Origin of the sequence: Paenibacillus pedocola, assembly GCF_031599675.1 — a bacterium.
Lineage (GTDB): Bacteria > Bacillota > Bacilli > Paenibacillales > Paenibacillaceae > Paenibacillus_AQ > Paenibacillus_AQ pedocola.
Genome location: NZ_CP134223.1, coordinates 3756712 through 3776177, shown reverse-complemented (window position 1 = coordinate 3776177; position 19466 = coordinate 3756712). Strand labels below are relative to the sequence as shown.

The window sequence follows — 19466 nt, the reverse complement described above, 5'->3', positions numbered from 1 at the left end:
ATGGGGAGAAAGCAGGCTTTTACAGAATCGGAGTTGCTCGACCAGACCAAGCAGTTGCTCCTGCAACACGGATATGAGGGGTTTCAGCTTAAACTGTTATCAGAAAAACTGGTTGGGGCAAGAAGTACAATATACCAGTATTATGCCAATAAAGACGAGATCGTTGCTGCATGTATGAAGCGTGTAATGGAAAGTGTACTACGAAAAACGTCAGCGATTGATGAGACGGATTGTATGACCGCTCTTCAGAATCTGCTCACAGTGTATCTGGAAGAGGCTGATTTCCATCAATTGCTTGGTGACGCCCATAAAATAAATATAGCTAATTCTGTTGCGGCAGCGAGTGATCTTGAATTTATTGAGCAGGCCCATATCACTTTAAAGAATCAACTTGAGCTATTGTTTGTTCGTGCGCAGGAAGAGGGACACTTAAATACAAGCCTTCCACTTCCAGTCATCATAGGCGTCTATTTTAACCTTATTGAAACTCCTAATATGCTGAACATGCCTACACCTGAGTGGAGTAAGCTATTGTACAAAATGTGGCTGGGGGGAGCTGGAAGGGACTGAGGTCCATTTCCATTTATTATATTTGACACGCGTGTCGAAAATGGTTCATACTAGATTACAACGAGTCGGGAAAATTATAACGGGATACAAAATGTTTAATTTGACACTCGTGTCATTTATTTAAGAGGAGGAGAGGAATAAACTATGTTCTTGGCATTGAAGGAATTGAAACACAACAAAACAAGGTTCTTGATGATTGCAGTCATTTTTGTGCTTATTTCTTGGTTGGTATTTGTTTTATCGGGTTTGGGGAATGGATTATCTACACTGGCGGCGTCGACGTTTAAAACCATGAAGGCCGATTATGTGGTTTTTGAACAAGGATCGAAAGCGTCAATGAGTAAATCCTTATTGTCAAATGAGCTGACCGCGAAATTAACAGAAATGCCGAATGTTAGTGCCGTTTCTCCAATGGGTACCATCATGGCATCGGCAGTCAAAGGAAATAGTGCAGCCAATGAGGATAAAGTAGATATAGCTATTATTGGTATTGATCCGGGAAGCTTTTTAGAGCCGGCGATTATTGAAGGTGTGGGACTGAATTCCAATAATCTGACGAAAGTTATTGTTAATAAGACCATGAAAGATGAGGGATTTAAACTTGGTGACACCTTCAAGCTGGATGGTTCAACGGAATCATTGACTATTGCCGGTTTTGTCCAAAATCAGACTTACAACCATGTATCAGCTGTTTTCATACCTATTGCAGAGTGGCGAAAACTTGCGTTTGCAGCACCAGGCTCAGACAAAGGGGTCACGGAACCAGTCAATGCAATTATGCTTCAAGGTAAGAATATTGACCCTAAGGCCATCAATGAAGAATTGGCGGGGACCGAAACGGTTACTCGTGCAGCAGCTGTGCAGGGAATGCCCGGTTACAAAGAAGAGAATGGCACAATCATGATGATGCTTGCGTTCCTGCTTACGATCTCGGCATTCGTACTTGGTGTGTTCTTCTATGTATTTACATTGCAGAAGACTAACCAGTTCGGAATTATGAAGGCTATCGGAGCTAAGAATGGGTTCTTGGGCAAAGCCGTCGTCTCACAGGTGTTTGTTTTGTCGCTCTCTAGCATTATCGTTGGCATTATCCTAACGTATGGGACAGCGGCAATCATGCCAAAAGGCATGCCGTTTATGCTTGAAACAAAGCTGGTATTGACGTATTCCATCATTTTGGTAGTGATTTCCTTGCTTAGTTCCTTGGTGTCGGTACGCATGATTTCGAAAATTGATCCGCTTAAAGCGCTTGGGAGGGTTGAATAATGACTAAGGGATTGCAAATTACGGGGGCTTCAAAATATTACAATGAAGGAATGAACCGTATTCCAGCACTAGATAACGTATCCATAAATGTGCAAACAGGAGAGTTTGTTGCCGTAGTGGGACCATCCGGTTCGGGTAAAAGTACCTTCTTATCCGTTGCGGGTGCATTGCTTAAAGCCACTGAAGGAGAAGTTATATTAAATGGTCAGGATATATCGAAGCTGTCAGGCAACCAACTGTCCGACATCCGGTTGCGTGAGATTGGCTTCATCATGCAGGCTTCAAATTTGGTTCCATACCTGAATGTTCTTGATCAGTTGCTTGTGGTGAAGCGGATGTCAGGGAAGGTCAGTGCTGCAGACAAAGCTTTTGCCGTAAAATTGCTTGAAGAACTTGGGCTAGGCGCCAAGCTGAAGAGCTACCCGGAGGAGCTGTCCGGGGGCGAGAAACAGCGTAACGCTATTGCCCGGGCTTTAATTAACGATCCTAATGTTATATTGGCCGACGAGCCTACCGCAAGCCTTGATACCAAACGCGCCCATGAGGTTGTCTCCTTGATTGCCCATGAGGTGAGAACACGCCATAAAGCGGCGATTATGGTGACTCATGATGATCGGATGCTCACCTATTGCGATAAGGTATACCGGATGGAAGACGGTAAATTATCGTTGGCGCCGGCAGGAAGGTATGTATAGACCGTAGGGTAAAACAAAAAGGGTAAAACAAATCCGTAGCAGGTGCGATAGGCTCCTGCTACGGATTGTTTACTTTTTAGAGCGCTTCGCCTACTTTGTGAACCCGCAGCAGGTTGGTGGTTCCGGTGCGGCCTGCAGGGACACCTGCAGTGATGACCACCAGGTCGCCGTCTTGTACGTAACCGGCCGACTTGGCCAGTTCAACGGCGGCTGCTACGGCTGCGTCTGTGCTGGAAGCGGACTCGCTGCGGAGCAGCGGGGTTACACCCCAGGTCAAGGACAGGGCGTACAGTACGCTCTCCTTGGTGGATACGGCGATGACCGGTGCAGCCGGCTTGTGCTTGGCGATGGTCCGGGCGGTAAAGCCGCTTTCGGTCAGGGCGAGAATGGCCTTGGCGGAGAGCATGAGAGCCGTGCGGGCAACAGCTTCGCCGATGGCACCGGTTACGTCGGTGGCAGCCGCGTCACCATTGCAGCTGCAGCGGCCGTAATCTCCCATGACCGACTCGGCGCGGGCGGCGATGCGGGCCATGGTCTCGACGGACTCCAGCGGGTACTTGCCTGCGGCGGATTCGCCGGACAGCATGACGGAATCAGTGCCGTCGAAGATGGCGTTGGCAACGTCGCCCGCTTCCGCACGGGTCGGACGCGGGTTCACCTGCATGGACTCCAGCATGTGAGTTGCGGTGATGACCGGTTTCCCGGCCAGGTTGCACTTCCTGATCATATCTTTCTGAACCAGCGGCACATCCTCCACCGGCAGGTCTACGCCCAGGTCGCCGCGGGCTACCATCAGGCCGTCGGCTACGCTCAGGATGGCGTCCAGATTCTCCACGCCCTCGTCATTTTCGATCTTGGCGATGACTTGGATATGGCCGGCCTTGTGTTCGCTAAGGATATGTTTAATCTCGAGGATGTCTTCGGCTTTGCGGACGAAGGATTGGGCGATGATGTCGATGTTCTGCTCAATGCCAAACTTGATGTGCCGGATGTCCTTCTCGGTTACGCCGGGAAGGCTGGTTTTGATGCCGGGAACGTTGACGCCCTTACGCTGCTTCAGCTTGCCGCCGTTCTTGATGAGGCAAGTGATCTCACTGCCTTCAGCCCTTACAACCTCCAGACGGATCAGACCGTCATCGATCAGGATGATACTGCCGGGCTTCACATCTTGGGGCAGCTGCTTGTAGGTGATTTGAATGCGTTCCTTGGTGCCGAGCACTTCCTCGGTGGTTAGAACCACGGATTCACCCGCTACCAGCTCCGCGTAGTCCGAGGCCATTTTGCCGATGCGGATTTCCGGGCCTTTAATGTCGAGCAGGACGGCAACATATTGGTTCAGCTCCTTGGCTGCTTCCCGGATGCGGCGGATGCGCTCCGCGTGCTCGTCCAGCTCTCCATGGGCGAAGTTCAGGCGGGCGACGTTCATACCGGCTTGGATCAGCTTCCGGAGCATTTCGGGACTTTCGCTGGAGGGACCGATGGTGCAGACGATTTTAGTTTTGCGCATGGCTTTTTTCTCTCCTTATATTTAGCGTTGAACTCTTGTGAATGTTTTCTCTAACTCATACAATAAAGCATAACGATTCATCAGAAAAATATATATATTTTCGTTATTCATCAATTTTGATGTAGGAGGCAGGTCATCTTATGAATCTTCACGCCCTTAAAATATTCCACACCATCGCTGAAAAAGGCGGGGTCACCCGCGCCGCGGAGGAACTACGGATCAGCCAGCCTGCGGTTACGGCCCAGGTACGCAACCTGGAGAAGGAGCTGGGCATCCAGCTGTTGGCCTCCAAAGGGCGTGGCATTCTATTGACCGATGCAGGCCGGATGCTGGCCAGCCACGCCAAACGCCTGTTTGCGCTGGAGCGTGAGCTGGATGAAGTGGTCCGGGAATACAAGGCCGGGTTCAGCGGTATCCTGAGGATCGTCGCCACCTATCTGCCAGCCAATCTGCTGCTTCCGGAATGGCTGGCTCTATACAAACAGAAGCATCCTTCCGTGGAGGTGGTCTTGACCACGGCCAACTCCCGGGAAGCGGTGGAGGGGCTGCTGCAGTACGATGCGGAGGTAGCCGTCTACGGAGGCGGCTGGGAGGAGCAGCCGGGCATCGAATGGGAGGAACTTCTGGAGGATGAACTCTGGTTTATCGTTCCCAAAAACCATCCCTACGCCGGGAAGGAAATTACATTAGCGGAAATGATGAAGGTTCCCTTCATTCTGCGTGAAGAGGGAAGCTCCACCCGGGAACGTCTATTTTCCTTGTGCCGGGCATTGAATGTGAATCCTCCCAAGGTCGGCCTGCAATTTAACGGGGTGAACGAGATGGTTCGGGCCGTCATGGCGGGTTACGGAGCCATCTTTATCTCCTCCCTGGCCGTAAAAGACAATGTTGAGCGCGGAGAAGTGGAGCGTGTGATGGTCAACGGCGCTTCGCTGCTGAATCCGATTGCTGTCTGTACCCGGAAGCAGGAGACGTTGTCGCCGGCAGCGTCAGCATTCCTCCTACTTGTCCGGGAGCAGTCGAAAGGACGGACAGGAAAATAAATGTTCTAATGGGACTGAGTTAGTTTACACTCACAGGTTTAGGAATATCCAAAATCTTTCAAAACGTGTTATATTTTTAACTTAATAGCATAATCCTTGAAGGATTTTCCAATGATTTATGGAAAAATAGGAGTACCTGAAATTGATGTACAGAGCGAATATAAGTGTTGGAGTAGCGGGCATCATTTGTCGGGAAGTCAATTCGGAAAAGAGGAATAGCAGATGTCAAAGTTTAGGTTAGGCAGCACCCAATTAACGGGAGCGGATGGCGTTCGTGCGATCGCTTGCCTGTCCGTCATCCTGCATCATGTATCACAACGTCTGGCGATGCCCGCGCAAAAACATTGGCTTCAAGAAGTGCAGTCGGTTGTCCTGCTTGGGAACAGCGGGGTCAGCCTGTTTTTCGTGTTAAGCGGATTTTTGTTGTCGTTCCCCTTTTGGAGCGCGTATTTGGATAATGAGGCGTATCCTAGTATCCGAAAATATGCAGTTCGTCGCGCTGCAAGAATTATGCCCGGCTATTATGTTTCGTTTTTGGTTTGCCTTTTGCTTGTATGGAGGCTGGACATTCCTACAGAGTTCTTGTGGCGGCGAATCTTAACGGGTTTTACGTTTACGACGGGCTTCCACTATACCACGTTTTTTCCGTCCGACTTAAATGGGCCATTCTGGTCGATAAGCTTCGAGGTGTTCTGCTACATACTTATGCCTTTATTTATGGCTTTATTGTTTATGCTCAGCAAGCGGCGTTCCTTCGGAAAGGCGATCATGTTCTGGGTCGTCACGTTTGGATTGATGCTGGTCGCCAACTCACTTGTACACCATTGGTTTACGCCTGGCGAGAATGGCCGAGGCTGGGATTATGGTCAGCTCGGCGGTGCGAAATACTGGATGCCGAATTACAATCCTATCGGATTCTTCGGCCACTTTACCATCGGCATCCTGGCGGCGGGCGTAACTGTCGCGATTCTGCAGCGCGGCACCGCAATTGAGCGACTGCGCAAGCTCGGGCTGTTTGACGCAGCCGGTGCAGCCGCCTTAGTGCTTGCAGGCTTGCTAATCTGGCGTATGCGCCATCAAGGCGAATTTGACTTCAGCCTCCAGCATCAACCGTACTATTTTCCCGCTTATGCCATTTTGTTCGGGGTCGTGCTGTTGTCGGCACCGTTCAGCGTGATGTTAGGGCGATGGCTGGATAACCGCTTTTTCCGATATACTGCGAAAGTTTCATTCGGCCTGTATATTTGGCATTATTTGTTCATTACGTTAATAGAAAAGTACGGCATTAAGGATTATCACTATTTCGGGATCGTTGACGTGTGGCGATGGCTGGGGATCAGTATATCCGTTGTCGCAATCTCGTATGCGGCCGCAACGATCTCTTATTATGTCATAGAGCAGCCGTTCATCAACTGGTCGAAGGGCAAGCCGTTCTTTCGGCGCAAGCAAGCGGATACACACTCGGTTGAAGCTGCATAAGTTATTTCTCCAAAGAGGGTTTAGCAACTCGAGAAAATTTACATTTCCATGGAATCCGCCCAAGCGCCTTCTCCGCGAATACATATGATGATTATGCCTACTCAATGAAAGGAGCGATCACATATGGGATTTTTTCCAACACCGGGACCCGGCGGAGGATTTCCGGGGTTCCCGGGCGGACCAGGACCAGGAGGACCGGGGGGGCCAGGCGGATTTCCAGGAACTCCGGGAGGTGCACCGGGGGGCGTTCAAGCGCCGACGGCTCCGCCGCCGCAATTCGTACCGCAAATGTCGGCCACCCCATATGCCGTCGACCCTGGCGGGATCAGACGCTGCCTGTTCCGCAACACCTATATTTGGCTGAATAACGGCGAGCAATTCTGGTTCTTCCCGGTATTCGTCGGACGTAATTCTGTTGCAGGGTTCAGATGGTTTGGGTTCTTCTGGGGGTATTTCGGCATCGATTTGAACCGGATTAGCTCGTTCACCTGCTTCTAAGGCAGGCGGCGAAAAAGAACAGCCATCGGCTGTTCTTTTTGCTGTGTTGATCCAGTAGATTAACTGTTGATGCGCCTATTTATAAGGCAGGCAATAAAAAAACACTAAGCATGAACTTAGTGTTTTCGTTATCAAAGGAAAGCCTCAATTGTCCTCAAGAATCCACCGTCGTAATTCTCTATCAAAGGTTTGGGGTTCCTCAAACATCGGATTATGACCACTATGCTCAAAAATTACTTTTTTCACGTGCCCATAGGTTTCATCTACAGCATTCCAAAGTGAAACAGGGGCTACCAAATAATCATACCTTCCTAAACCGATAAATACCGGCTTATTAAGGGTAGCAAGAGATTGGATCAGGTTCAATTCTCCGAAAGCTTCCCCCCACAGATGATCGATGATTGGCATATTCGTGTAAACATCTTTCCACATATAAGCTGCATCAATAGTATAGTCATAAAAGCTTTGGGCACTCATCCGGATGCACATATGAATGAACCGCCGTTCAGGATCCTTCTGAATGTCACTTTCTAGCAGAGCAATATCCAGCTCAAGCTGCTTTTTTCTCTCTGGACTTGCCGTCTCATTAAAAAAGTCAAAACTTTGACGCTGTCTTTCCTCGCTGTTTGTTGGTGCCGAGTTTAATAAGACAACTTTATGGACATGGGTGGGATACTTTTTGGCATATTCCAAGGCCATGAACGCATGCCCTGAGTGCCCTAGCAGGATGAAATGGGTTAAATTAAGCTCCTGTCTTGCTGTCTCTATATCATCTAATACTTTGTCCAATCTATAATCTTCGGGTTGCAGTATACGGGGCGGCTTCACAAATCCTCTATGATCAAGGAAAATAAACTGGAAGGTATCATATAAATCTTCCGGGAATAGTTGAGGATAATAAACACTGCTGCCTATCACCAAAACCGGCTTTCCAGTTCCTTTAACACAATAATTCAGTTCAAATCCATCGCTTTTAATCGTATGGGTTGCACTCATTATAATCATCCTCATTTCTTTTTTTTTCTACACATCACTCCTTCCCTTCACAGATTCCATTACATTCTCCATGGAACGTTCTAACATTCCGATCACCTCAAATATTGTGGCTTGTTATAAATGTTATGCTAGCATAATTTCCGGTGCGGTGCATGCATCTTATGGAACGGGGAAAACGATATTTTATGAAATGATTTTCGCCGGGAAACGGCTGGGATGTTGTCATGGCGGGCACAGCCGGGTAATAGAGATTAATAGAAGTTATGGAAATGGAGGGGGAGACTATGATGTCACAAGCATTATCCGGAATCAGCCCGGTGCAGGCCATTGCGGCCTACGGCGGTACTCAGAGTGATGTCAGTTCCCTGGAGAAGCAGCGCGACCGGCTGATGATGGAGCTGGACAAGGTGAATGCGGAGCAGAGCGACGTGGTGCAGACAATTAACCGCCGGGAGCAGCTGCAGCGGCAAATCCGGCTGTTAGAGGCCCAGCTCGCGCGAAAAGTCGGGAGCAGCACATCCGTTGATGTGGTATCCGCTTCCCTGCAAGATCAGCCCCCAATCTGGAAGACTTTGGGAAAAGGGGGCTTTAAGGGCATCGGTCTGGCCGATCCCCGGACGGCTACAGTGGACTCGGAGGGCCATTTCAACGCACTGATTTAACTTTAACCGTAAATAGGGCCATTGCTGCGGATAGCAATAGCCCTTTTTGTCATTTGGAGCGGATGATTCTTTTGAAGGCAGAGAGTTGATCAGCCCCGTGGCTCCGGTGCCCGTTTAATGAGTCTGTTCATTTCTGGAGGAATTCTCTTCGACGTTCCGCAGAGATTTAGCATATATAATCCCGACGACAACAGCCGAGCAGGTCAGGCAGGCGGCAAAGACATACAGCTTCACAATGCCGAAGGTTTCCGCCGCCCAGGCCATGCCAAGCAGGGAGATGCAGAAGAACAGATGGAGGATTGCGGCCTGTGCGGACAATACTTTTGGCAGCTGCTCACTGTTCACGCTGTGCTGGACCAGTGTTCTGCGGGTCACGGCGCTAAGCTCGGCGAATGGTCCCATCGCCAGTACGAGTATCAATGCGGCAATCAGATGGGTGTTGATGGCATACAGAAAAGTAAGCAGGCCGTAACCGGCCATGCCAATCAGCATATAGCGCAGCAGCCTGCTGCCGATCCGCCGGACCGCCGAGATCACCAGCAGTCCCCCGCCGATCGTGCCGGCAAAATAAATGGAATTAATAAATCCCCACCATTCTTCACCCTGTCCCAGCGCCTCCTGCACAAAAGACAGTGTAAATGCACCGACCCATACCGAGCCGCCGAGCATATCGATGGCGTCAATCGCGGTTAATGCCCGCAGACTTGGCGTTCGCCAGATGATCTTCCAGCCTTCTGTCAAGACCGACCCTCTGGAAGGAACAGCCAGGCTCCCGGCAGCATTATCGGAAGGACTGTGAGTCTCCATTCCGGTTTGCGGTTCTTTAATCCGCATAGTGAACAGGGCTGCCAAAGCATAGATAACTGCGGTTAGCAGGAGGGTAGAGGTTGTTCCAATCCAGACACTGATAATACCGCTGAGTCCCCAACCGGCAAACTGCACGATCTGGTCGCTGACGGATAATAGGCCGTTGGCCCGCAGCAGTCCTTCACGAGAGCTGGTAAGCCGTGGTACTAGCGCATTGCGCGCCGGAACTGTCCAGCCATCCAGGAAAGACATGGCAAAATTTAGCGTAAACAAAATAAACAGTGAAGCGCCGCTGCCTTGGACTCCCAAGTAAACTGCCATTGCCGCAAAAAACAGAAATTGTCCGCTCTGGGATAGCAGGAGCAGCCGGGAAAGGTTAAACCGTGCAATCAGGAGAGGCGCGATCAGCCCACTTAGCATTTGCGAGAGTGAACGGAAGAGCGGGACCAGTGTGGCCGAGATCAGGCTGCCCGTATGGTCCAGCACCAGTACGGTTAAGGCCATAATGTAGAGGACATCTGCAGAATTCGCTGCGGATTGGGTCCCCCATAAATAATAAAAGGATGGGCTAAGACGCGTTTTGGTCATTGGAATCTCCATCATCCAGTACGTAATTTGGTATAATTAAGCAAAAGTGGCGGAAATGCCTGCGATGATCTGCAAATAATAGCTTGCTTCATGAGGGACAAAGCGGCTGATATCGGCCAGCTCGTCGATAGGCTCACGTGTGTTCCCGTCCATCCGGTAGCCGCGGATACGGATGGACGCCGTTTCGCCTCCCCAGAGCTTGCAGAAGTCTGCAAAGCTGGCGGTCACGATTCCGGCTACTTCCTCTTGCTGCAGGCTGAAGGCTTCCAAAGGCAGAGTGTTCTTGTGCAAGAACACGTGGGCCCGTTCACGGTCGAGGAAACCTTCCTTATCCATCGTATATGGAATGATCCCGAGCGGAACCAGCTCCGGATAAGTCACCAGGATACCCAGCTCTTCCTGTACTTCACGTATACCGTCCTCCGGAACCTCATGGGCGAGCAAATGTCCGGCTGCGGTAATGTCCAGCAGCCCCGCATAGTCCCGCTTCTGTTCACTGCGCAGCTGGAGGTAAATGGATAAACCCTCAGGCTCCTGGCCGACAAACCAGCAGTGAAAGGTCTCATGCCACAGTCCCAGACGGTGCACCTCATCGCGGGGGGCAGCACCGGTAACAACGCCATAATCATCAAAGGTAGTTAGTATTTCTTCATTCATGCTTTAAACCCCCTTTTACAAGTAAGATTAGGCTCTTAACCCGGGTGAGATTGCCGGAAATCATCTCTGGTTAAGGTTTTAAGAGCACATCTTTGTACCACGTCAGCTAAATATAGCATAAGGAGGAATGTATATGAACACCCTGTTGAACTCCCGTTTGAGCAAACTGGTCATCGCGGTATCATTGATTGTGTCAGGCCTGTTTCTGGGAAAAGGGACGTCGCTTGTCTATGCGGATTCTCCCGTTACATCAACCGCCATTTATAAGGCCTATCTGGATGTGGATATCGTAGCCGATGCCGAGAAAAACGGGTTAAGCCGCACTGTAGCAGACTTTCTGGTATCCCCTAACCATCCGCTGGATGAGAAGGCAGCTGTAATGAATGCTCTGTATGCCGATATAAGCTGGTCGGATAAAGAGCATGCGGAGGAATATGCGCAGCTGGTATACGGCAAATCAACCGCGGCATTAGACAAGTCTAAGCTTAGTGCGCCGGAGATATTTGTTATCGGCTACCTTAAGGTGCTGGACCATTATCTGGACCCGGATATCACCTGGATTACTGCAGCACAGAAGGCATTGCCGGACAGCCTGACGGTGGCCTTGATCAAAGCCTTGGCGGAATCGCAGCAGAATATAGACTGCAGCTGGGTCATAACGGAGCAGGTGCTTAACGATACAAAGCTGACCAAGGATATGAGACAAGAAGCGATAGATATCATCACCGACTATATGGTGTTGTATAAGGGCAGCTCGTGCCAGAGTGCCGGGCAGCCGGCCTTGAATGACTTAGTGGATGATATTTTGCAGGATGCTGTTGTACTGTCAATCGGACACTCTACTGTGCTGGTTAAAGGTAATAAGTCTGCGATTGATGCTGCTAATTCCAGTGTGGTGCCCTACCTCAGGGAAGGTACAACGATGGTTCCCCTGAAATTTATTGCTGCCAAGTTCGGTGCTTCAATTAGCGTCAATTCCAAGCAGCTGGAAGCCACCGTGCAATATCATAATCAGAAGACCTTCATTCCAAAGGTTGAGATCCGAAATGGACGGACCTTTGTACCGCTCAGAGCCGTGATGAATATTATCCAGAAACAAATTTACTATTATCAAGGCCTGATCATTATTACTAGCAATATTTCACTTGACCCGCTGGATCAACAGAATAAACGGGCGGCAGAGCAGATTCGAACAGTGCTGCTGTATATGGACTGATGAGCACGTATCAGATCAGACTATGTAGGTAAATGAACAGAGGAGCGGTGTTATGCATCTGGCCAGAATGGATTCGGTAACGTTTCAGACTTTAAGTGATGAGCGTCTGGGGTGGCACTGTATGGAACCGGCGTTTGGCTTATCCGCGGCAAATCGCCTGAAGTCAAAGCAGGGGTAATCGCTCAGCTCAGCAGGGGGCAGAAGGCGCTTTGTATGTTCCGGGTATTCTACGATCACGCCCACAAATCCTCAGCGGAGTATTATGCCTGGATTTCCTATATGCTGGATACACCCGGCTATTGGAACGGAGTTCAGGAAGGGTTGTTGTTCTTTGAGGATACTGCAATGATCCGGCTGCTGGAGGAGACCAGAAGCATGCTGGAACAACGGAACGACAGGCTGGGACGGCAGTGGAGTGAGGCTGCATTCAAAGATATGGAGCAGGATCAGGAGCTGGCCAGACAGATTGGAGTGTTATACGAAAGCTTCGGGCAGCTGTCCGGGATGAGCTTAAAAGCCATCGCGGCTTATATTCGCGCTCACCCGGGTGAGTTTGTGGAACTGGCGTGAATCATTGAGAGCCTTGTAGACTAACTCAGAATAAAAATATGCATGGCAGGTAGCCGCTTATGTACAAAAAAACACCCGGATACCTGAGGCATCCGGGTGAAGTGAATTCATTTATATTCAACGGAGGAAAAGAAAATCTTATCTAGCCAGCCATCCGCCGTCTACAGCCAGTACGTGACCGTTCAGGTAATCGGAAGCAGCGGAAGCCAGGAATACAGCAGGGCCTTTAACGTCTTCAGCAGTTCCCCAGCGGCCTGCAGGGATACGGTCGAGGATGGAGTCGGAGCGGCTCTGGTCAGCACGGATCGGAGCTGTATTTTCTGTAGCCATGTAGCCTGGAGCAATAGCGTTAACGTTGAGGCCGTATTGTGCCCATTCATTAGCAAAGGCTTTGGTCAGACCGGCAACGGCATGTTTACTTGCTGTGTAGCCAGGAACGTTGATACCGCCCTGGTAGGAGAGCATGGAGCAGATGTTGATGATTTTGCCGGTTCCTCTTTCCAGGAAGTGGCGGCCGGCGATTTGCGACAGCAGGAACACGGTGTTCTGGTTGAGGTTGATAACGTCGAACCAGTCTTTTTCACTGTGGTCTTTGGCTGGAGTACGGCGGATCATGCCTGCGCAGTTAACGAGGATATCCACGTGGCCGGTCAGTTCCAGCGCTTGGTCAAACGCTCCTTGCAGCTTGCTGTGATCGCTCAGGTCTGCTTCGATGCTGAGGGCTTTTACACCGTAAGCTTCAGCCGCTTTTACGGATTCTTCACTGCTGTTCAGGGAAATGGAAACCACGTCTGCACCTGCTTCTGCGAAGGCAAGCAGAATACCTTGACCAAGACCTTGGGCTGCTCCGGTTACGATTGCTGTTTTGCCTGCCAAACTGAATAATGATGACATAATATATTTCGCTCCTTTTAGTTTACGTAATGGTAGATAGTATAGGGGAGTCTTACTCTGAGAAGCAGCTCCCGTCTTTGTAATGAAATTTAACCGACTTCAATATTGATGCCTGCACTGCGGAACTGTTCTACCGTTTCGGGTATAAGTCCGCTGTCTGTAAGCAGCACATCGACTTCCTGTAATGAAGCGAAGGTGCGCAGCGCGGTATGCCCGAATTTGTGGTGGTCGCATGCGGCGAACACCTTGCGGGCAGTGGCAACGAGTGCCTGCTTGAAATCAATTAAATCTCCGGTGTAAATTGACAGTCCATGCTCGATATGCACGGCTGTAGCCGACAAAAATGCTTTTTGTATATTTAGCTTTTGCACGTAGGCGACGGCTTCGGGACCGGCCAGCATATTGCGGACACGGTAACCCCCGGGAACGACCAGACGGATGTTATCTTTGGGAACCAGCTCGCTGATGATATATACATCATTTGTAACAACCGTTAGAGGCATATTATCCAGCCGCCGGGCAATTTCCAGCGTAGTGCTTCCGCCGTCCAGGGCAATGATGTCATCCTCTTCGATATGGGCGATAGCGCGCAGAGCAATCTCGGTTTTCTCGTCGGAGTACTTATCCAGCGGGGTCCTCACGGGCAGAATGCCGAACTGATCGCTTTGTGCCAGCACTGCACCGCCATGCACACGCATAATAAGTCCCTGCTCCTCCAGCTTGCTTAAGTCCTCGCGAATTGTTTTACCGCTTACCTGGAGCTTCTCGCTCAGCTCGTTCACCGTTACATCCTTCTGGTTCAGCATTACTTCCATAATCATCTCGTGTCGCCGTATCGGGTTCATCCGCCTGCCTCGTCTTTCCGTAGTTGTTTTTATTCTATTTTAATTCTTTCATACCTACGGGGTCCATATCATCATAACGTTTGTTGTCTCCGGCCATGCTCCAGATGAAGGTATAGTTGTGTGTACCTACACCGCTGTGAATCGACCAGCTTGGAGAAATGACCGCCTGTTCGTTGTGCATCACGATATGGCGGGTTTCCGTAGGTTCGCCCATCAGGTGGAACACAATGGAATCGTCCGGAAGATCGAAATAGAAGTAGGCTTCCATCCGGCGCGGGTGGGTATGGGAAGGCATTGTATTCCACATGCTGCCCGGTTTCAGCTGGGTCATCCCCATAACGAGCTGCGCGCTTTGTACACCGTTCGTATGGATGAAGCGGTGAATGGTGCGTTCATTGGAGTTCTCCAGGCCGCCAAGTGCGCCGGATTCGGATTCAGCCAGCGTTGTTTTGGTAGTAGGGTAGGACTGGTGTGCAGGAGCCGAGTTCAGGTAGAACTTTGCCGGCTTTGCGCTGTCGGCGCTTTTGAAAATTACATCCTTGGCGCCCTGTCCGACATACAGACATTCTTTGAAATCTATTTCATATTCGGTTCCGTCGACAACTACCGAACCTTTGCCTCCGACATTGATGACTCCGAGCTCGCGGCGTTCCAGGAAGTAAGTTACTCCAAGCTCTTTCAGGTCAGTGGTCAGTACGACATCCTCATTTACCGGATTAGCACCGCCAACGATCATGCGGTCTTCATGGGTCAGGACAAGCTTCAGTTCATCCGGAGCAAAAATGACAGGAATGTGGAACTCCTTGCGCAGGCGCTCGGTGTCAAACTGCTTAACTTCATTCGGGTGTGATGCAAAACGTCTTTCCATTGCGGATTCAATCCCCTTCGCAAACGTATTTTCGTTCGTATAGGTACAATTTAATCCATATGCGTTCATTTGGCAAGACATAATCTTTTTTAGTACGTTTATTTTAGTTTATTTGTTCGGTTTATCGATTGCCAGATGAACTGAAAGCGTGCACAATATAGTAAAAATGAAACCCTGGGAGGGGAAAATGATGTCGGCGGAACCAAGCAGCAACCGGAGTCATCCCTATAAAGAGCGTCGGAAGGAAATCATCCATAAAGTAGCACTGGAAGCACAGCGGCTTCCGCTGCTGGATAGCGGCTTGTGGTTCCATGATGATGTGCGCAACAACTTCTATTATGCATCCTATCTGTTTGCAGCCGCTGTGGACGACAGTCTCCGGCTGGAATCAGACAGGGAGGCTGTGAGTAAGAAGGCAGAGGCAGTGCTGCTGGAAACGGTGCTGCTGCAGAACAGGGAGCCCGGGACTCCCCTCTACGGACACTGGCCGCTTGGCCTGCACCCGGTTCCGCGGGAAGCAGCCCCGCATGAGCTGCCTGTGGAAATTATGGGCAGTCTGATGGTCTGGTTCTGCAAGCAGTACAGCGGCTTGTTCAGTGCCGGACTGCGGATTGCCTTCCATACTGCAATCGGGCATATTTACCGGAGCGGCTTCTTTCGCAAACCCGTAGTGTACTATGGTCACCACGAAGCTAAATACACGGCGGCGAAGCTGATTTTCGGCCGGCTGTTCGGGGATGAAGAGCTGCGCGAAGACGGACGGGTAAGCCTTGAGCAAACGCTGGCCTATATCCGGGCTAAGGGAATGCCTGAATATGGCAGCCTGCCGTGGTTCTGGCACTGGGTGCAGGCGTTCACCTGCGCCTGGGAGCTGGAGGAGGAGAGCGGAGTGAAAGCCGCCCTTGGTGAAATGCTCGATCACCTGTGGAGCGAGCGGGCATCTTTCTACCTCCGCGGAGCGTGGGCCGGTGCTCATTCCCGCGGCTGGCCGCATGATGTGCCGGGCGACCGCAATGTGCTCCATGACTATGTGCAGTTCGGGGATTTCAGACTTCCCGGCGGGATGCCGCGTACGGAATATGCCGGCTTTCTGTTCTACGAAGCACCGGCTCAGATCCGTGAGCTTGCGCTTGACCGCCGGACACCGGCGGAGGTGAAGAAGCTGACGCAGAAGGTTGTGCCTGGCGGACCCAGTTCACAGCCGCTGCTGCATTCCTACGCTTATATCTGCGGGGATTATGCCGCCGGCGGATTATGGGAGCGGGTGGAGGAGTTCGACAATGAACAGCTCCGCTGGACCTACTCTCTGCCGGTGAGCGGGGCAGGCGGGGCCAATCAGCTGTACTTTTTCCATCCGGGCGAAGGGTATCAGGAAGGCGATCCGCGTCACCAGAGTCCTTATATGGATGTTCTTTATCACAAAGGCACGGTAATATCTTTGTTTCCGGTACCCGGCGGCAAGGACAGCACAGTCATCGGTGTTCTGCCGAAGGGCCAGTGGCGGGAGCAGCCGCAGGCGCTGTTCGGGCATGTTGATAACGTTTATTTTGCCGTCTATTTATCCCACATGTATGAGCTGATTGAACGGCAGCATTACATGGAGGTAAAAGCGTCAGGAATGCCGGGCGGCGTAGTGGTTGAGGCGATGGAGGTTAAACAAGCGGAACAGTGCGGCATTATCAGCCTTGAAGAATTTGCAGCTGAGATGTCGGCTAAAGCGCCTGTTTTTGACACAGAGACTATACTTGCAGCAGAATATATCGCCTCCGGCGGAGATCAGCTGAGGCTGGAAGTTTCTGCGGGTGAAGAACCAGCAGCCCTGCATAATGGTAAGCGGATAAGCTTGGATGATTATGCTGTTTAGACCTATTTGCGATTAAGCTGTGAATCCTTTACAGTCTGGATAACAGGTTCTGCTGCAGAATGCTGAAAAAGAACGTTAAACAGGAGGGAACAAGATGACCGCTAAGCTAAAAAGAGTGCCGGAAGGTACTACAGCCACCTTTGAACGTCATTACAAGCATTCTGTAGGAGAGGTCTGGGCTTATCTGACTGACAATGACCTGTTGCCGAAATGGTTCTCCGAGCTGCGTGTGAAAGAGCTGCGGACCGGCGGCAGTATGATGTTTGATATGCAGGACGGCAACCTTATCGAGATGAGGATTTCGGAGTGTGAGCCGGCTTCGGTGCTGGAATATAGCTGGGGCGAAGATAAGGTCCGTTTCGAGCTGGACGCCGAGCCGGAGGGCTGCCGGCTGCTGCTGATTGAAACGATAGGTACACTCACGGATCATACGCCTAAAGACCTCGCCGGCTGGCATGTGTGTCTGGATGTGATTGCAGCGCTGTTGGATGGAGAAGTGTTTCAAGACCGTAAAAGGGCATGGGAACAACAATACGAAGTGTATATGGCGTTGGTTGGGGAATACCGCCAGAGCTGAAAGCTGAATGTGAAGAGCTGCCCTTGTGGCAGCTTTTTTAAATAACAGAAGTGATGCATTGTCGTCGTAACGAACGCTGCCAAGAGAATTATACGAAATAACACTAACGTCTAATTGTTCCGGCTGCACGGACAGGCTATGCTAGAGTTAGTATGAACAATTTCACTGCCGATACTGCTGTGTAAAGGAGTATGTAATGGACATGAATCATATGGTGGAAGCAATTCTCGAAGAAATGAAACAGGAAATAGATAAGTGGATGGCCTATATCAACGATAAGGACGCAGAAAAAACTGTGAAACGCACTACGCTCCAGGCGGGCATTCACGGCTATGCACTCCTTGAATATGCGGATGGCAGAGTGGACGTGACAGATAATGTGCTTGATCTATCACAGCCGGGTAACAGTAAGCAGAATACCAGTGAGCAGCTGACAGAGGAGCAAGTGCGGGAGCTGATTCCTGAGCTGGCTGGGTATATGCAGCACCACATCACTACATTACCGCGGGCGGTGATTGATTACCGGTTTACGTTTGACGGGAAGTTCCGGGTGCGCGGCGGAGAGGTCAATGTACGTATTCTCGATTATGTAGATGAGGAGAAGAAGCAACAGCTGCTTGAACAGATCAGCCTTTATATCTCGGACAAGCTCGAAGCCGGAAAATATCCGACCAAGCCGTTAGAAACATTTTTTCTCTCCCGGCATCTGCTGGACGAAGGCCTGTTTGCTGAATTGGATCCCGGCAGAATCATCGCTGTATTTGAGAAAATACAAGAGCTTAACAGGGGGAACAAACAGCTTGCGGAACACCGCCATACTCTGACTGTGACACTTAGAAATTGGGTAGAGGACCAGTGGCTGCCCCGTTATTTCGAGAACACAGGAACAGAGTGGCAGAGGGAATACAAGAAGAAAAGCGGTGCAATGCTGGACGTGACCGGGCAAAGCTCCGTCGAGCTTGTGATTTATGCCGCCATTTGTATCCTCAAATATGAGCCTTCCTTCAGCAGAAGCGTGGGGCTTACCTTCTTGAAATGTGCGGTCGAACTCGGCAGCACCCGGGCTGAACAACTAATGAAGCAGGGCAGTGGAGCCTTTGCGAAAGATGATGTGAGATTACGCGGTGAACGGGTAGAATGCAGCGCTAATGATGTGTTTGCCGAGGTAAGCGTCCATATTAAACAGGAGTCAGGGGAGAGCTATGCACAGGCGCTCCGGTTCCTGATTAATCTGCTTAAGCTGGGCTTTCCCAAAAGCTATCAGATTAAACTGAAATCCGCTGTAAAGTGCTGGCTGCCGATTAAAGGACTGGCCAAGTCGGGCACGCACCGCTTTTTTGCGAATGCGCTTGAATATCCGGAGGTGCACCCGCTGCTGGAAGAGTACGCTAAGGCGGCAATGGAAACCTTCGAATGGTATACGGATACGGAAGGGGAGAAGAGCTGCATGCCGGGCAGCTATGCGGTCTTCGGCCTTGGACTCACAGATCCGGTATATTTCCCGCTCGCCGGACAGTATATGGAGAAGGTAGATGTTGAACATCAGTCGGTCCAGGACGGCTTCACAGCGGCTTTATCCCAACATTACGGCCTTAACGGAGAGACACTTCCCTTGCTGGTTACGTGTATGCTATACAGCACAGATACCTTGAAGCTGAAGATTAGGGAAGAATTACAGGATGGGGAGCTGCTTAGACTCCTGCTTAATCAAGTCCGCGGCCTTAACTACTACCAGGTGGAACATCTTGTATACCTGATCTGGGGCGGGACGGACAAGCTGAAGAAGCTTGCTGACAAAGCTGAAGGGGATAAGAAGCAATACCTTTCAGACCTGATCCAAGCAGCCAAACGCCGTTAACGCCTT

General features: G+C 50.6%; 19 protein-coding genes. 12 read left to right on the top strand and 7 right to left on the bottom strand.

Annotated features, from left to right (window positions below):
- The 3 genes from QU597_RS16555 (at position 1) to QU597_RS16545 (ending at position 2531) form a co-directional block, all read left to right on the top strand.
- Complete coding sequence (locus tag QU597_RS16555) at positions 1-570, top strand: TetR/AcrR family transcriptional regulator (protein WP_310829013.1); 570 nt, start codon at positions 1-3, stop codon at positions 568-570.
- A gap of 144 nt (positions 571-714) precedes the next feature.
- Positions 715-1836 carry an ABC transporter permease gene (locus QU597_RS16550; protein ID WP_310829012.1) on the top strand — a complete coding sequence of 374 codons (1122 nt, stop codon included), beginning with the start codon at positions 715-717 and terminating at the stop codon, positions 1834-1836.
- Positions 1836-2531, top strand: coding sequence for an ABC transporter ATP-binding protein (locus QU597_RS16545; RefSeq protein ID WP_310829011.1), 696 nt, complete (start codon positions 1836-1838; stop codon positions 2529-2531). The genes QU597_RS16550 and QU597_RS16545 overlap by 1 nt, the downstream gene beginning before the upstream one ends.
- Positions 2532-2607: 76 nt before the next feature.
- Here the strand turns inward: QU597_RS16545 and pyk are convergent, their stop codons facing one another.
- Positions 2608-4038 (bottom strand): pyruvate kinase, encoded by a 1431-nt coding sequence (gene pyk, locus QU597_RS16540; protein ID WP_310829010.1) that lies wholly within the window; start codon positions 4036-4038, stop codon positions 2608-2610.
- Positions 4039-4178: 140 nt separating this feature from the next.
- Between pyk and QU597_RS16535 the strand changes: the two genes are divergently transcribed.
- The 3 genes from QU597_RS16535 to QU597_RS16525 all read left to right on the top strand — a co-directional run bounded on the left by QU597_RS16535 (position 4179) and on the right by QU597_RS16525 (position 7058).
- Positions 4179-5081, top strand: coding sequence for a LysR family transcriptional regulator (locus QU597_RS16535; protein WP_310829009.1), 903 nt, complete (start codon positions 4179-4181; stop codon positions 5079-5081).
- A 222-nt stretch (positions 5082-5303) separates the two neighbouring features.
- Positions 5304-6560: an acyltransferase family protein gene (locus tag QU597_RS16530; protein ID WP_310829007.1), complete on the top strand. Its 1257-nt coding sequence runs from the start codon at positions 5304-5306 to the stop codon at positions 6558-6560.
- Between the two features lie 123 nt (positions 6561-6683).
- The gene (locus QU597_RS16525) at positions 6684-7058 is read left to right on the top strand and encodes a collagen-like protein (RefSeq protein WP_310829006.1); all 375 of its coding nucleotides are present in this window, start codon (positions 6684-6686) and stop codon (positions 7056-7058) included.
- A gap of 144 nt (positions 7059-7202) precedes the next feature.
- Here the strand turns inward: QU597_RS16525 and QU597_RS16520 are convergent, their stop codons facing one another.
- Positions 7203-8054, bottom strand: a complete 852-nt coding sequence (locus tag QU597_RS16520) for an alpha/beta fold hydrolase (RefSeq protein ID WP_310829004.1) — start codon at positions 8052-8054, stop codon at positions 7203-7205.
- Between the two features lie 284 nt (positions 8055-8338).
- On the opposite strand from QU597_RS16520, the gene QU597_RS16515 reads away from it, so the two are divergent.
- Entirely contained in the window at positions 8339-8716 is a 378-nt protein-coding gene (locus tag QU597_RS16515; RefSeq protein WP_310829003.1) for a FlxA-like family protein, read from the top strand.
- Between the two features lie 114 nt (positions 8717-8830).
- Here QU597_RS16515 and QU597_RS16510 read toward each other — a convergent pair whose 3' ends face one another.
- On the bottom strand, positions 8831-10111 hold the full coding sequence (locus QU597_RS16510) for an MFS transporter (protein WP_310829002.1): 1281 nt from the start codon (positions 10109-10111) through the stop codon (positions 8831-8833).
- A gap of 36 nt (positions 10112-10147) precedes the next feature.
- Entirely contained in the window at positions 10148-10768 is a 621-nt protein-coding gene (locus QU597_RS16505) for an NUDIX hydrolase (protein WP_310829001.1), read from the bottom strand.
- Positions 10769-10901: 133 nt separating this feature from the next.
- On the opposite strand from QU597_RS16505, the gene QU597_RS16500 reads away from it, so the two are divergent.
- Together QU597_RS16500 and QU597_RS16495 are read left to right on the top strand one after the other, a co-directional pair.
- Entirely contained in the window at positions 10902-11984 is a 1083-nt protein-coding gene (locus QU597_RS16500) for a stalk domain-containing protein (protein WP_310829000.1), read from the top strand.
- A gap of 111 nt (positions 11985-12095) precedes the next feature.
- Entirely contained in the window at positions 12096-12554 is a 459-nt protein-coding gene (locus QU597_RS16495; protein WP_310828999.1) for a hypothetical protein, read from the top strand.
- Between the two features lie 138 nt (positions 12555-12692).
- Here QU597_RS16495 and kduD read toward each other — a convergent pair whose 3' ends face one another.
- From kduD to kduI, 3 genes are all read right to left on the bottom strand, one after another.
- Positions 12693-13448 carry a 2-dehydro-3-deoxy-D-gluconate 5-dehydrogenase KduD gene (gene kduD, locus QU597_RS16490; RefSeq protein WP_236330764.1) on the bottom strand — a complete coding sequence of 252 codons (756 nt, stop codon included), beginning with the start codon at positions 13446-13448 and terminating at the stop codon, positions 12693-12695.
- 89 nt (positions 13449-13537) lie between these two features.
- Complete coding sequence (locus tag QU597_RS16485) at positions 13538-14293, bottom strand: DeoR/GlpR family DNA-binding transcription regulator (RefSeq protein ID WP_310828998.1); 756 nt, start codon at positions 14291-14293, stop codon at positions 13538-13540.
- 34 nt (positions 14294-14327) lie between these two features.
- On the bottom strand, positions 14328-15161 hold the full coding sequence (gene kduI / locus QU597_RS16480) for a 5-dehydro-4-deoxy-D-glucuronate isomerase (RefSeq protein ID WP_310828997.1): 834 nt from the start codon (positions 15159-15161) through the stop codon (positions 14328-14330).
- Between the two features lie 187 nt (positions 15162-15348).
- Here kduI and QU597_RS16475 point away from each other — a divergent pair, with 187 nt between their 5' ends.
- The 3 genes from QU597_RS16475 to QU597_RS16465 all read left to right on the top strand — a co-directional run bounded on the left by QU597_RS16475 (position 15349) and on the right by QU597_RS16465 (position 19460).
- Entirely contained in the window at positions 15349-17025 is a 1677-nt protein-coding gene (locus tag QU597_RS16475) for a hypothetical protein (protein WP_310828996.1), read from the top strand.
- Between the two features lie 94 nt (positions 17026-17119).
- Positions 17120-17602, top strand: coding sequence for an SRPBCC family protein (locus tag QU597_RS16470; protein WP_310828995.1), 483 nt, complete (start codon positions 17120-17122; stop codon positions 17600-17602).
- A 196-nt stretch (positions 17603-17798) separates the two neighbouring features.
- Positions 17799-19460: a DUF6138 family protein gene (locus QU597_RS16465; RefSeq protein WP_310828994.1), complete on the top strand. Its 1662-nt coding sequence runs from the start codon at positions 17799-17801 to the stop codon at positions 19458-19460.
- Positions 19461-19466 lie beyond the last annotated feature (6 nt).